Source organism: Klebsiella sp. C360 (genome assembly GCF_048822415.1).
Lineage (GTDB): Bacteria > Pseudomonadota > Gammaproteobacteria > Enterobacterales > Enterobacteriaceae > Klebsiella > Klebsiella quasipneumoniae.
In genome coordinates this window covers 37951-51970 of record NZ_JBMEZZ010000009.1, presented here as the reverse complement: position 1 = coordinate 51970, position 14020 = coordinate 37951, and the positions used below count along the sequence as shown (strand labels likewise).

The 14020-nt window shown below is 58.0% G+C and carries 11 protein-coding genes and 1 tRNA gene; 7 read left to right on the top strand and 5 right to left on the bottom strand.

Annotated elements, in window-relative coordinates:
• Positions 1-153: 153 nt before the first annotated feature.
• A complete protein-coding gene (locus ACOI7D_RS20850) occupies positions 154-1143 on the bottom strand; it encodes a sulfate ABC transporter substrate-binding protein (protein ID WP_023291381.1) in 990 nt (329 codons plus the stop codon).
• 152 nt (positions 1144-1295) lie between these two features.
• Positions 1296-1541 (bottom strand): septal ring assembly protein ZapB, encoded by a 246-nt coding sequence (gene zapB, locus ACOI7D_RS20845; RefSeq protein WP_086075620.1) that lies wholly within the window; start codon positions 1539-1541, stop codon positions 1296-1298.
• A 442-nt stretch (positions 1542-1983) separates the two neighbouring features.
• Between zapB and ACOI7D_RS20840 the strand changes: the two genes are divergently transcribed.
• Both ACOI7D_RS20840 and glpK read left to right on the top strand, forming a co-directional pair.
• Positions 1984-2835 carry an MIP/aquaporin family protein gene (locus ACOI7D_RS20840; protein WP_012967047.1) on the top strand — a complete coding sequence of 284 codons (852 nt, stop codon included), beginning with the start codon at positions 1984-1986 and terminating at the stop codon, positions 2833-2835.
• A 21-nt stretch (positions 2836-2856) separates the two neighbouring features.
• Entirely contained in the window at positions 2857-4368 is a 1512-nt protein-coding gene (gene glpK, locus ACOI7D_RS20835) for a glycerol kinase GlpK (protein WP_004873089.1), read from the top strand.
• A 220-nt stretch (positions 4369-4588) separates the two neighbouring features.
• On the opposite strand, the gene gltS is transcribed toward glpK, so the two are convergent.
• On the bottom strand, positions 4589-5791 hold the full coding sequence (gene gltS, locus ACOI7D_RS20830; protein ID WP_109547579.1) for a sodium/glutamate symporter: 1203 nt from the start codon (positions 5789-5791) through the stop codon (positions 4589-4591).
• A 283-nt stretch (positions 5792-6074) separates the two neighbouring features.
• Here gltS and ACOI7D_RS20825 point away from each other — a divergent pair, with 283 nt between their 5' ends.
• The 4 genes from ACOI7D_RS20825 (at position 6075) to ACOI7D_RS20810 (ending at position 12532) form a co-directional block, all read left to right on the top strand.
• Positions 6075-7466, top strand: coding sequence for a nucleobase:cation symporter-2 family protein (locus ACOI7D_RS20825; RefSeq protein WP_109546808.1), 1392 nt, complete (start codon positions 6075-6077; stop codon positions 7464-7466).
• A 151-nt stretch (positions 7467-7617) separates the two neighbouring features.
• Positions 7618-9333: an AsmA family protein gene (locus ACOI7D_RS20820; protein WP_104466480.1), complete on the top strand. Its 1716-nt coding sequence runs from the start codon at positions 7618-7620 to the stop codon at positions 9331-9333.
• Positions 9334-9580: 247 nt separating this feature from the next.
• Positions 9581-11140: a PTS transporter subunit EIIC gene (locus ACOI7D_RS20815; RefSeq protein WP_060589887.1), complete on the top strand. Its 1560-nt coding sequence runs from the start codon at positions 9581-9583 to the stop codon at positions 11138-11140.
• Between the two features lie 12 nt (positions 11141-11152).
• Positions 11153-12532: a glycoside hydrolase gene (locus ACOI7D_RS20810; protein ID WP_032454377.1), complete on the top strand. Its 1380-nt coding sequence runs from the start codon at positions 11153-11155 to the stop codon at positions 12530-12532.
• A 108-nt stretch (positions 12533-12640) separates the two neighbouring features.
• Here ACOI7D_RS20810 and ACOI7D_RS20805 read toward each other — a convergent pair whose 3' ends face one another.
• On the bottom strand, positions 12641-13363 hold the full coding sequence (locus tag ACOI7D_RS20805) for a MurR/RpiR family transcriptional regulator (RefSeq protein ID WP_032454378.1): 723 nt from the start codon (positions 13361-13363) through the stop codon (positions 12641-12643).
• Between the two features lie 31 nt (positions 13364-13394).
• Positions 13395-13589 carry a hypothetical protein gene (locus tag ACOI7D_RS20800; RefSeq protein WP_104466479.1) on the bottom strand — a complete coding sequence of 65 codons (195 nt, stop codon included), beginning with the start codon at positions 13587-13589 and terminating at the stop codon, positions 13395-13397.
• A 288-nt stretch (positions 13590-13877) separates the two neighbouring features.
• On the opposite strand from ACOI7D_RS20800, the gene ACOI7D_RS20795 reads away from it, so the two are divergent.
• A tRNA-Sec gene (locus ACOI7D_RS20795) sits at positions 13878-13972 on the top strand.
• The last annotated feature ends 48 nt before the right edge of the window (positions 13973-14020 follow it).

The following is a 14020-nucleotide window of genomic DNA, read 5'->3' as shown; positions in this document are numbered from 1 at the left end:
TGATGACTAAATGAAAACAGATGACGGGCGGGGCGCTTTTCCGGATGGCGTCTGACGCCTCGCCCGGGCTACGCTGGCGGCCTGAGGGCCCGCGCAAGCACAGCCGCTGCAGGGCGATGGCAGCAAGCCCCGCCGGAGCGGGGCTGGAGAGGTTTAACGCTGGCTAATCTGGTCGAAGGTGCCGCCGTTGGAGAAGTGCGCTTTCTGCGCTTTCGTCCAGCCGCCGAACTCCTGATCGATGGTGAACAGCTTCAGTTTCGGGAATTCATTAGCATATTTCTTCGCCACGTTCGGATCGCGCGGACGGTAGAAGTTCTTCGCCGCAATCTCCTGGCCTTCCGGCGAGTAGAGATACTTCAGGTACGCTTCCGCCACCTGGCGGGTGCCTTTCTTATCCACGACTTTATCGACCACCGAAACGGTCGGCTCAGCCAGAATCGACTCACTCGGAGTCACGATTTCAAACTTGTCTTTGCCCAGTTCGTTGGTCGCCAGCAGCGCTTCGTTTTCCCAGGCGATCAGCACATCGCCGATCCCGCGTTCTACGAAGGTATTGGTCGAACCGCGCGCGCCGGAGTCCAGCACTTCCACGTTTTTATACAGCGCCTTGACGAACTCCTGGGCTTTCGCCTGGTCGCCATGGTTCTGATGCAGGGCATAGCCCCAGGCCGCCAGGTAGTTCCAGCGAGCGCCGCCGGAGCTTTTCGGGTTCGGGGTAATGACCGACACGCCCGGTTTGATCAGGTCGTTCCAGTCATGGATCTGTTTCGGGTTGCCCTTACGGACGAGGAACACGATGGTGGAAGTATAGGGCGCGGAGTTATCCGGCAGGCGCTTAAGCCAGTTTTTATCGATACGGCCGCGCTCGGCGATCGCGTCGACGTCGTAGGCCAGCGCCAGCGTAACCACATCCGCTTCAATACCGTTAATCACCGAGGTCGCCTGCTTGCCGGAGCCGCCGTGCGACTGGCGGATCACCACGTTGTCGCCGGTCTCCTGCTTCCAGTGCGCGCTGAACGCTTTGTTGTACTGTTCGTACAGCTCGCGCGTTGGATCATAAGATACGTTTAATAGCTGAATGTCTTTTGCCAGAACGCTGGCGGATGCCAGCAACAGAGTTAACCCTACGCCCCACTTATTCATCGCACCGCTCTCTTTATGTCGTGTTGTGATGGGCTAAGCGTGCCAGAAAGCGATTCAATGATTAAAGAATAAAAAAAGATTGGCTATAACTTGCGAGAATAAAGGAAGGGATAAGGATCACCCCCTCCCTGGCGGGAGAGGGTGCGAAGCGATTAGACTTCTTCCATGCGGCCCAGCAGCGCCTGCAGACGCTCCTGCCAGCCCTGCTGCTGCTCTTTCAGCTGGCTGTTTTCGCGCTCCAGCTCTTCACGACCATGCTGCGCGCTCTGAACTTCCTGCGCCAGGGTGTTGTTCTTTTCTTTCAGCTCTTCGATTTCCATCTGCAACAGAGTGATGGTATCAATCGCCTGCTGAACCTTAGATTCTAATTTCTCAAACACTTCTAATGACATCGTCATACCTCTCCTGAACTTGCAAGGCGTTGATAGAAACTGGTGTTTCGTATACGCGGTCCCGCCTTAACGAAAATTAGCGCACATAGCGGTGTTATCGTCGATTGTATGAATCCCCGCCTCCCCTGTCCAGCGGCAAGCCGCGCAGATTGCGGTTTGCAACACTTTTCAGTCTTTACCTGGTACTTTCAGCGCAGTTCGCTCGTACTTCATGAGCCATTGTTAATTTTATGGTTAACAAAATGCGAGGTGAAACGCTCCGGCAGCGCGCTCAATGCGCGCGAATGGCGCGAAAACGCTCATTTTCTTGACGTGGTACACACATTTGAAGTTCGATATTTCTCGTTTTTGCTCGTTAACGATAAATTAACACTATGCCTACATGGCAATATGGTCGTCTGTGACCACCCTACATACAATAATCATCATCACGCTTCAGGATTCGATTATGAGCCAAACATCAACCTTAAAAGGCCAGTGCATCGCAGAGTTCCTCGGTACCGGGTTGTTGATCTTTTTCGGCGTTGGGTGCGTGGCTGCGCTCAAGGTCGCGGGAGCCAGCTTCGGACAATGGGAAATCAGCATCATCTGGGGTCTGGGCGTCGCCATGGCGATCTACCTGACCGCCGGGGTATCCGGTGCGCACCTTAACCCTGCGGTGACCATCGCGCTCTGGCTGTTCGCCTGCTTCGATGGCCGCAAAGTGGTTCCTTTTATTATTTCGCAATTCGCTGGCGCCTTTTGCGCTGCGGCATTAGTTTACGGGCTTTATTACAATCTTTTCCTCGATTATGAAACCACCCACCATATGGTACGCGGCAGCGTGGAAAGCCTTGATCTGGCTGGCATCTTCTCCACTTACCCGAACCCGCATATCAATTTTGTGCAGGCCTTCGCGGTAGAGATGGTGATTACCGCTATCCTGATGGGCGTCATTCTGGCGCTGACCGACGATGGCAACGGCGTGCCGCGCGGCCCGCTGGCGCCGCTGCTGATCGGCCTGCTGATCGCGGTGATTGGCGCCTCCATGGGCCCGCTGACCGGCTTCGCCATGAACCCGGCGCGTGATATCGGCCCGAAAGCCTTCGCCTGGCTGGCCGGCTGGGGTGATGTCGCCTTCACCGGCGGCAAAGATATACCTTATTTCCTGGTGCCGCTGTGCGCACCGGTGGTCGGCGCGGCGCTGGGCGCGTTCAGCTATCGTAAGCTGATTGGCCGCCACCTGCCTTGCGACACCTGCGTGGACGAAGAGCAACAGAGCCCCTCCTCTTCCACCACTCAACATAAAGCTTCGCTGTAATCTGACTACGGGACACCGACTATGACCGACAAAAAATATATCGTTGCGCTTGACCAGGGCACTACCAGCTCCCGGGCCGTTGTGATGGATCATGATGCCAATATCGTCAGCGTCTCCCAGCGAGAATTCGAACAAATTTATCCTAAGCCAGGCTGGGTCGAACACGACCCGATGGAAATCTGGGCGTCCCAAAGCTCGACGCTGGTCGAAGCGCTGGCCAAAGCGGATATCAACTCCGATCAGATCGCGGCCATCGGTATCACCAACCAGCGTGAGACCGTGGTGGTGTGGGAGCGTGAGACCGGCAAACCGATCTATAACGCCATCGTCTGGCAGTGCCGCCGCACCGCAGAGATCTGCGAGCAGCTCAAGCGTGATGGGATGGAGGAGTATATCCGCAAGGCCACTGGCCTGGTGGTGGACCCCTACTTCTCCGGCACCAAGGTGAAATGGATCCTCGACCATGTCGAAGGTTCCCGTGAGCGTGCGAAGCGCGGTGAGCTGCTGTTTGGCACCGTGGACACCTGGCTTATCTGGAAGATGACCCAGGGTCGCGTGCACGTCACCGACTACACCAACGCCTCGCGCACCATGCTGTTCAACATCCACGACCTGGACTGGGACGATAAGATGCTCGACGCGCTGGATATTCCGCGCGCCATGCTGCCGGAAGTGCGCAAGTCGTCCGAAGTGTACGGCCAGACCAACATCGGTGGTAAAGGCGGGACCCGTATTCCTATCGCCGGGATCGCCGGTGACCAGCAGGCGGCCCTGTTCGGCCAGCTGTGCGTCAAGGAAGGGATGGCGAAAAATACCTATGGCACCGGCTGCTTTATGCTGATGAACACCGGCGAAAAAGCGGTGACCTCCACTCACGGTTTGCTGACCACCATCGCCTGCGGTCCGCGCGGCGAGGTGAACTACGCTCTGGAAGGGGCGGTGTTTATGGCTGGCGCCTCCATTCAGTGGCTGCGCGACGAGATGAAGCTCATCAGCGATGCGTTCGACTCCGAGTACTTCGCCACCAAAGTGAAGGACACCAACGGCGTGTATGTCGTGCCCGCATTCACCGGTCTTGGCGCGCCCTACTGGGACCCGTATGCCCGCGGCGCGATTTTCGGCCTCACCCGCGGCGTGAACTCGAACCACATTATCCGTGCGACGCTGGAGTCCATCGCCTATCAGACCCGCGACGTGCTGGAAGCAATGCAGGCTGACTCCGGTATCCGTCTGCATGCCCTGCGCGTGGACGGCGGCGCGGTGGCCAACAACTTCCTGATGCAGTTCCAGTCCGATATCCTCGGCACCCGTGTGGAGCGTCCGGAAGTGCGCGAAGTCACAGCCCTGGGCGCCGCCTATCTGGCCGGGCTGGCGGTCGGCTTCTGGCAGAACCTTGATGAGCTGCAGGAGAAAGCGGTGATTGAGCGCGAATTCCGCCCGGGCATTGAAACCACCGAGCGCAACTATCGCTACAGCGGCTGGAAGAAAGCGGTGAAACGCGCCCTGGCGTGGGAAGAGCACGACGAAGCGTAAGATTGTTGAGGTATTCCCGGCTGGCGGCGTAAACGCCTTGGCCGGGATACAACCAGCAGGCCGCACACCCCTTAGCCCGGCTAAGCGCAGCGCGAGCCGGGGAGAAGCCGCGCCAACGCATAAATCCCGGGGTATCCCCGGGTTGCGGCGTAAACGCCTTACCCGGGCTACACAGCCCGCAGACCGCATAATCAGGTAGCGCACCGCCTCCGGGTTTTTATCAGCCAAACACCGGCAGCAGCAGAAACAGCTTAATCACCAGCGCGTTGACGATATCGATAAAGAACGCCCCCACCATCGGCACCACCAGGAAGGCCATGTGCGACGGGCCAAAACGGTCGGTAATCGCCTGCATATTGGCAATCGCCGTCGGCGTTGCCCCCAGACCAAACCCACAGTGGCCCGCCGCCAGCACCGCGGCATCGTAGTTTTTGCCCATCATCCGGTAGGTGACGAACACCGCATACAGCGCCATCGCCAACGCCTGGACCGCCAGGATAATAATCATCGGCAGCGCCAGGGAGGCCAACTCCCACAGTTTGAGGCTCATCAGCGCCATGGCGAGGAACAGCGACAGGCTGACGTTACCCAGCACCGACACCGCGCGATCGAATACCCGATACAACCCCGCCAGCGCCAGGCTGTTGCTAAGGATCACGCCGATAAACAGCACGCAGACGAAGGTCGGCAGCTCAAAGACGCTGCCCGCCAGCAGTTGCGCAACCACCTTGCCCAGCGTCAGACAGATGGCGATCAGGGCGATACTCTCGATCAGCACCAGCGACGTGATCACCCGCCCCACGTCCGGCTTTTCAAAGGCGGTCGGCGCCACCTGATCGTCCGGCGTCCCGTCAGGAGAGGAAGAGTGTTTCACCAAGTAACGCGCCACCGGGCCGCCGATCAGACCGCCAAGCACCAGGCCGAAGGTCGCGCAGGCCATCGCCACCTCAGTGGCATTGGCAAAACCATAGCGCTCAACGAACAGCTTGCTCCACGCCGCGCCGGTGCCGTGGCCACCTGAAAGGGTGATAGTGCCGGCCAGCAGACCCATCAGCGGATCCAGCCCCAGCAGCTTCGCCATGCCGATACCGAGAGCGTTCTGCAGCAGCAGCAGACCAACCACCACAATCAGAAAGGTACCCAGCACCTTGCCGCCCGCCCGCAGGCTGGCGAGGTTGGCGTTAAGCCCGATGGTGGCGAAGAATGCCAGCATCAGCGGATCTTTGAGGCTCATATCGAAATCAATTTCGATACCCATACTTTTTTTCAGCACCAGCAGCGCCAGCGCCACCAGCAGACCGCCGGCAACAGGTTCAGGAATGGTGTATTGCTTGAGGAGGGGAACGGTTTGGACGAGTTTTCTGCCGAGTAACAGCACAAGCGTTGCGGCAACGAGCGTCGATAAGGTATCGAGATGAAACATAAAAAGCTCCTTATGGCGCATGATCCATTCACACGCGACGATATTCCTGGTGTCTTTAGCTTCTCATCATGAGGAGTCAGAGGGGGATTTTACGCAGAACGGCGGAAAAAATGACAGAAAAACATATTTTGTATCCTGAATGATGCGATTTAGCATACAAAATGTTAATTATCTCGTTGCGCATATTCACGGCATAAATTTTTATGGGCAAACGCTGGCAAACGTTTGCTTTTGGTCTACAGTCCGATAAAATTCCCGCTTTGCCACCTTGGGATTGCTTGTGATGTCCGTTAACACCGCAGAGTCAGAAAATGCGCAACCGGTTGCGCATAAACCAGCCAGCGAATTAATCTACCGCCTCGAAGATCGCCCACCGCTACCGCAAACCCTGTTCGCCGCCTTCCAGCACCTGCTGGCGATGTTTGTCGCGGTGATCACCCCGGCGCTGTTAATCTGCCAGGCTCTCGGTCTCCCGGCGCAAGATACCCAACATATCATCAGCATGTCGCTGTTCGCCTCGGGCGTGGCCTCCATTATTCAGATCAAAGCCTGGGGCCCGGTCGGTTCCGGACTGCTCTCCATCCAGGGCACCAGCTTCAACTTTGTCGCCCCGCTCATCATGGGCGGCACCGCGCTGAAAACCGGCGGCGCCGACGTCCCGACAATGATGGCCGCCCTGTTCGGCACCCTGATGCTGGCCAGCTGCACGGAAATGGTTCTCTCCCGCGTCCTGCATCTGGCGCGCCGCATCATTACCCCGCTGGTCTCCGGCGTGGTGGTGATGATTATCGGCCTGTCGTTGATTCAGGTCGGATTGACCTCCATCGGCGGCGGCTACGCGGCGATGGCCGACCACACCTTCGGCTCGCCGAAGAACCTGCTGCTGGCGGGCATCGTGCTGGCGCTGATCATCATTCTCAACCGCCAGCGTAATCCCTATTTGCGCATCGCTTCGCTGGTGATTGCCATGGCGGCGGGCTATCTGGCGGCGTGGTTCCTCGATATGCTGCCGGCCAACACCGCCCCGACCAACAGCAGCCTCATCACCGTTCCGACGCCGCTGTACTATGGCCTCGGCATCGACTGGAGCCTGCTGCTGCCGCTGATGCTGGTGTTTATGATCACCTCCCTGGAAACCATCGGCGATATCACCGCCACCTCCGATGTCTCCGAGCAGCCGGTCTCCGGTCCGCTGTATATGAAACGCCTGAAAGGCGGCGTGCTGGCTAACGGCCTCAACTCCTTTGTTTCCGCGGTCTTCAACACCTTCCCGAACTCCTGCTTCGGCCAGAACAACGGCGTGATCCAGCTGACCGGCGTCGCCAGCCGCTACGTCGGCTTTGTGGTAGCGCTGATGCTGATCGTCCTCGGGCTGTTCCCGGCGGTGAGCGGTTTCGTACAGCATATCCCTGAGCCGGTGCTCGGCGGCGCCACGCTGGTGATGTTCGGCACCATCGCCGCGTCCGGCGTGCGCATCGTCTCCCGCGAGCCGCTGAATCGCCGGGCGATCCTGATTATCGCCCTGTCGCTGGCGGTGGGCCTCGGCGTGTCGCAACAGCCGTTGATCCTGCAGTTCGCGCCGGACTGGCTGAAGAATCTGCTCTCCTCCGGCATCGCCGCCGGCGGTATCACGGCGATTGTTCTGAATTTAATTTACCCGCCGGAAAAAGCCTGATTTAACGCGCCCCCGGTCGTGCCATCGGCCGGGACGCCCCCCTGTTGTCCTCCACCGCCTGCTCCGTCACGGAAATAAACCACGCCTGCCTTGAGAAGTGCGCCTAAATCGGGCATAACACGGTTATGTGCATCTCACAGAATGGAAGACCATGAAATTTCTTGGAAAGCTGATTCTCTGGCTGCTAGTCGCTCTGCTGCTCGTCATGGTTGGCGCGTGGTTCCTGCTGCAAACCCACTGGGGCGCCCGCCAGGCCAGCGCCTGGCTCAGCAATGGCACCGGCTGGCAGGTCTCCTTCGATGCGATGGATCATGATTTCTCCTCCCCTCTGCATGTGCAGTTGCAAAACGTCACCTTTGGCCGGGAAGGCAAGCCGGCAACCCTGGTGGCGAAAACGGTCGATATTGGTTTCAGCACCCGCCAGTTTAGCGACCCGCTGCATGCGGATGAGATTGTCCTTAACGACGGCACCCTGAATCTGTCCCCCCACTCTGCCGACCTGCCGTTCGCTGCCGACCGGCTGATGTTGCGCAATATGGCTTTCAATAGTCCGGAAACCGGCTGGGCGCTCAGCGCGCAGCGCGTCACCGGCGGCGTCAGCCCATGGGCGCCGGAGGCAGGCAATGTGCTGGGGAAAACGGCGCAGATCCAGATGAGCGCGGGTTCAATGACGCTCAACGGCGTCGAAGCCAGCAACGTCCTGATTCAGGGCAAGATTGATCAGGGCGAAGTCACCCTCTCCACCCTCGGCGCCGATGTCGCCCGCGGTACCTTAACCGGCAATGCGAAACGCAGCTCCGACGGCAGCTGGCTGGTGGATAACCTTCAGCTAAATGAGATCCGACTGCAGAGCGCCGCCTCGCTGGCCGACTTTTTCGCGCCGTTAACCACGGTCCCCTCTCTGCAGATTGGCCGCCTGGATATCACCGACGCCCGCCTGCAGGGGCCGGACTGGGCGGTAACCGACCTCGACCTGAACCTGCGCAACCTGACGCTCAGTCACGGCGGCTGGCAGAGCCAGGACGGCACGCTGTCGATGAATGCCAGCGAATTTATCTACGGCTCGCTGCACTTTTTCGACCCGATCGTGAATGCCGAATTTTCACCCCAGGGTATTGCCCTGCGCCAGTTCTCCTCGCGCTGGGAGGGCGGCATGGTGCGAACCTCCGGCAACTGGCTGCGCGCCGGTAACGCGCTGGTGCTCGACGACACCGCCTTCGCCGGGCTGGAGTACACGCTGCCGGCGAACTGGAAGCCGCTGTGGATGACGCCGCTGCCGGCCTGGCTGCAAAGCCTGACGCTGAAAAAATTCAGCGCCAGCCGCAACCTGATCATCGATGTGGACCCTGCCTTCCCATGGCAAATTACCGCTCTCGATGGCTATGGCGGCGAGCTTCAACTGGTGAAAAACGGCAGCTGGGGGGTGTGGAACGGTAGTGCGACGCTGAACGCCGCGGCGGCGACTTTTAACCGAATTGACGTGCGCCGCCCTTCACTCAAGCTGAGCGCCACGGCGTCGACGCTCAATATCACTGAGCTCAGCGCGTTCACCGAGCGCGGTATCCTGCAGGCCACCGCCGCGGTATCCCAGCTGCCGCAGCGCCAGGTCAATCTGAGCTTGAACGGCCGCGGCGTGCCGCTGAATATTCTGCAGGCCTGGGGCTGGCCTTCGCTCCCCATCAGCGGGGATGGCAATCTCCAGCTGACCGCCAGCGGCAGCGTGCAGGCCGATGCCCCGCTCAAGCCGACGGTCAACGCACAGCTTAGCGCCGTGAACATGGAGAAACAGCAGGTGGCGCAAACGATGCGCAACGGCGAGGTCAATACCGCCCCCGCCGCGCCAGCGCCCGCTCCCGTCACGCCATAGCGATATCCCATCCCCCTCTCCCCCACGGGAGAGGGAAGGTTTCTCAGCAAAAACGCCGCTCTGGCTATGCCCTCTCCCTGTCAGGGAGAGGGTCTGCAGGCATTCTGAAACCTGTGTGCAATAAGCGGCTATCTGTGCCTATTTACCGCTACTGGTTCCCTTCAAATATCAGAGTTGCTATAACCAAAATACTGGAAGTCGATAAAAAACCGCTCCCTGTCCCTACAAAAATATAAAAGGATCAATCATGCCTGAAATACGTCAGCGTATTCTGGAGAATATGCAAAAATTCTCCCGGGCCATGATCGGCGCCGTATTATTCTTGCCGGTCATTGGCTTAATTCTGGCCCTCAGTTCAGTATTAACTAATCCGACATTAATTGCTGAAACCAGTTTCCTGCACCAGCTTGGGCAGATGCTCGGCGACACCTTTTGGCCTTTATTTGGCAACCTCGGCTTATTATTTTGCGTCGGCATTAGCTATGGTCTGGCAAAAGATAAAAAAACCGAAGTCGCGCTGGTTGCGGTGATGTGCTTCATTATGTTTCTTGGCGCCAACCACTCCTGGCTGGAACACACCCACGGACTCGCCGAAAAAATTAACGGTGAATATTATGGCACCGGGCAAACCCAGCTACTGGGCTTTGTGGTGGTGGATATGGGCGTTTTCCTTGGCATTATTCTCGGCTGCACCATCGCGTGGGTGCACAATAAAGTCTCTACCATTGACCTGCCCGGCGCGCTGTCGATGTACGGCGGCGCCAAGCTGACGCTGGTGGCGATGACGCCGGTGGTTATCTTCTACGCCATCGCCTTTACCTGGATTTGGCCGTTTATGACCCACGGCATCTCCGCCCTCACCGGCTTTATGAAAAATGCCGGGGTCGCCGGGGTCTTCGTCTATGGTTTCTTTGAAAAATTTCTTATCCCGACCGGCCTGCACCATTTTGTCTGGTCCCCCTTCCAGCTCACCCAGATTGGCGGCACCCTGAACGTGGACGGCCAGGTGGTCTCCGGTACCCAGGCCATTTTCCTCGCCTATATGCGCCACCCGGATCTGACCCCGGTGATGAATGAGGCCCTACGCTTCTCACAGCAAGGGATGACCACCATCTTCGGCCTCGCCGGCGCCTCGCTGGCGTTCTACCACACCGCGAAGCCGGAGAAAAAAGTAATGGCTAAGGCGATTCTGCTGCCGGCGATTATCACCTCCATGCTGACCGGCATCACCGAGCCGATTGAGTTCACCTTTTTGTTTGTCTCGCCGCTGCTGTGGGTGATCCATGCGACGTTAACCGCCGCCTCGCAGGCCATTTGCGACCTCTTCACCGTACGCCCCTGGGGCGCATCGGGCCTGATCGAATTTCTGATCTATAACCTGCCGCTGCCGGTCTCCTTAACGCGCTGGCCGGGATATGTCCTTATCGGGATCGGCCAGTTCGCCGTCTACTACGTGATTTTCCGCACCCTGGTGGTGAAGCTGAATCTGAAAACGCCGGGCCGGGAAGATGACGAGAACGTGAAGCTCTACAGCAAAGCGGAGTACCGCCAGAAAGTCGCGCAGCCGCAGTCGGTTACCGATGACATTATCCGCGGCCTCGGGGGCAAGGAGAATATTCTCTCCGTCGATAATTGTTTTACACGTCTGCGCGTAGCCGTGCGCGATATGGCGCAAGTTGATGACGCGCAATTAAAAAATACCGGCGCCAACGGCGTGGTGCGCAATCGTAATGAAGTTCAGGTTATTTATGGCGTAAAAGTGGGACAGGTACGTTCCCGGGTTGATAACTGGTTAGCAGAAAATTAATGAGGAGTTTGTATGAAATTAACCGTATTAGGCGGGGGCGGCGTTCGCTCTGCATTTTTAGCGAAATCTCTGGCATATAATGCTCACCGCATTGGTTTAACGGAGGTGGTTTTTCTCGATAACTCTGCGGATAATCTGGCGATATTCGGCGAAATTGCCCGCTATGTATTTACGACCATTCGCCCGGATATTCATTTCACGACCACCACCGACCCGGTCGCGGCGCTGCAAAACGCCAATTATATTATTACCACCCTGCGGGTCGGCGGCGATGAAAGCCGCATTCGCGACGAGCGCATTGCGCTGCAACATAACACCCTCGGCCAGGAGACCACCGGCGCCGGCGGCTTCGCGATGGCCATGCGCTCGATCCCGGCGATCCTCGACTATTGCCGGCTGATCGAAGCGCATGCCGCCGAAGACGCCATTCTGTTTAACTTTACCAACCCGTCAGGCCTGGTGACGGAAGCGATCGTCAAGTCCGGCTTTAAGCGTCGGGTCTATGGGATCTGCGATGCGCCTTCCGAGCTGATTCGTGAACTGCCGGCGATCCTCGGCTGTGAGGAGCGCGACCTGAGCGTGGAATGCTATGGGCTGAACCATTTCTCCTGGTTTACCCACTTCACCGTGCGCGGGGAAGCGGTGACCGAGCGGCTGATCGCCAGCCCGGCGCTGTACCAGAAGACCGCGATGCAGTACTTCTCACCCGAGCTGGTGCGGCTGTGCGATAACCAGTTACTCAACGAATATCTCTATTATTACTACTATCGCGACGAGGCGCTGAAGGCGATTCAGGGGGCAGGCGAAACGCGCGGGGAGCAGATCGCCCGTATCAATCAGGAGATGCGCCAGGCGCTGCGCACCGTGGATGCCAGAACGCAGCCGGAAGCCGCCTTCAATATCTGGATGCAGCACTACCTGCGCCGGGAAAACAGCTATATGCAGAACGAATCCCGGCAGGAGAAATTTCATACCCGCGAGCCGCTGACGCTGCGGCAGTTTATCGAAGAGCCGGACACCGGCGGCTATGCCGGGGTGGCGCTGGATATTCTGGAAGCGGTGAACAGCACCACCACCAAGCGGATCGTGGTGTCGATCCAGAATAATGGCACGCTCGACTTTTTGCGCCCTGACGACGTGATTGAGATCAGCTGCGACCTGAGCCGGGAGGGCCTCAGGCCGGTCACGCCGACGAAGGTGCCGACGGCGCAGAAGAACATGATTTCCTGCGTGAAAGAGTATGAGCGGCTGGCGGTAGCGGCGATCCTGCAGCAGGATAAGTCGCTGGCGGTGCGGGCGCTGATGGCGCACCCGCTGATCGGTTCCTGGTCGCTGGCGAAAACCCTGGTCGAAGCTTATCTCGACGATAAGCAGTTCGCCGCCTGGCGGTAAATCACTGACCGGACCTGGAGGCGTAGGCCGGGTAAGGCGCAGCCGCCACCCGGCAACATGGCGGCGCGGCGCCTGATATATTGCCCGGCGGCACTGCGCTTAGCGGAGCTACCTATTGCCAGGTGCGCGGGTAAACCACATCTTCAGTAGCCGCTCAAAGCCTAGGATGCAGTAGCCGAAAAACGGGTTGCTCCAGTAAATATCATCGTCGAACTTCTGCGGATCGTGAATGATAAACGCCGTATCCGCAGCCTGCGCCAGCGGGCTCTGATAATCACCGGTAAAGCAGACCAGGTTGATCTCCTTCCCCTCCAGGGCCTTCACCCAGTTGAGCGCCGAGCTGCTGCGCCCGGATTTAGAAATGATCCAGATGGAGTCGAAGCGAGCGGCGTTTTTCTGCTCAAGGATTTCGTAATCCGGCCACAGCGCCAGGCTGGCATTCACCCCAGTGACGAGGAACTTGTTATAAATATACTGGGCAATCAGCTGCGAAAAACCGCTGCCGTGGATCAGGACGCGCTGCTGCGCAAGGCTTGCCAGCAGCGGCGTCAGCGCCTCCGCCGGCTGAATGCTCATATAGTCGATATCGTTGGTGACATCGAGCTTCGGCATGGTGATATTGAACTTGATGAAATAGACCAGCTCCAGCCAGCCGCTGAACTTAAGCTTTTTCGCCAACCGCACCAGCGAGGAGGGGTTACTGTAGCACTGCTCCGCCACGGCGCGGATCCCCTGGCGGATACACAGCTCCGGGTCGTTCTGGATAAAGCGCAGCACGGTCATTTCCGTTTTGCTTAGCTTCACGTCACGAAAGATATTTTCTAAGTCCATGGCGGGCTCCTCTCAGCGGCAGCATACGCTATCACCGTTCAGGAATAGCGTCTGCGGCCTGAGTCACCAGACTGAAATGAATGTTACTTTTTGTACAAAAATGGAATAAAAAAACCCTCTCCGCCGGAACGAGGGTGAACAAGGCGAGAATAATGGGGAGGGTGGCGCCGTCGACCATGATGCCGTAGCCAATTTTCTCTTTGACGGACAAAACAGGATCTTTCATATGGGCACAATTCCCTTAGCGGCACCACGGATGGGTACCGGTTACATTATTTGTCAGCCTTTGCCGCAGGAAGATGAATTAGGTCATTATCAGAATATGTTTCATGTATTTTGCGATCGCGTGAGCCTGAAAAGAGTATGAAAAAGTGTAACTCATGGATTTTGAACGGATTTGTCTCAGACTGTTCTGCAAAGTCCAGTTTTAACAGTAAAAAAGTGCGTTCAGGTATGTGGTAAACGGCTGAAAGTAGCTATAATGCGCCCCGCCTCCATGTAGCAATCGAGGCGCGGAAGATCGTCATCTCCGGTGAGGTGGCTGGACTTCAAATCCAGTTGGGGCCGCCAGCGGTCCCGGGCAGGTTCAACTCCTGTGATCTTCCGCCAGTTTGCCTCTGCTCGCCCACAGCCACGCCCAACCAAACTGAGTCGCAA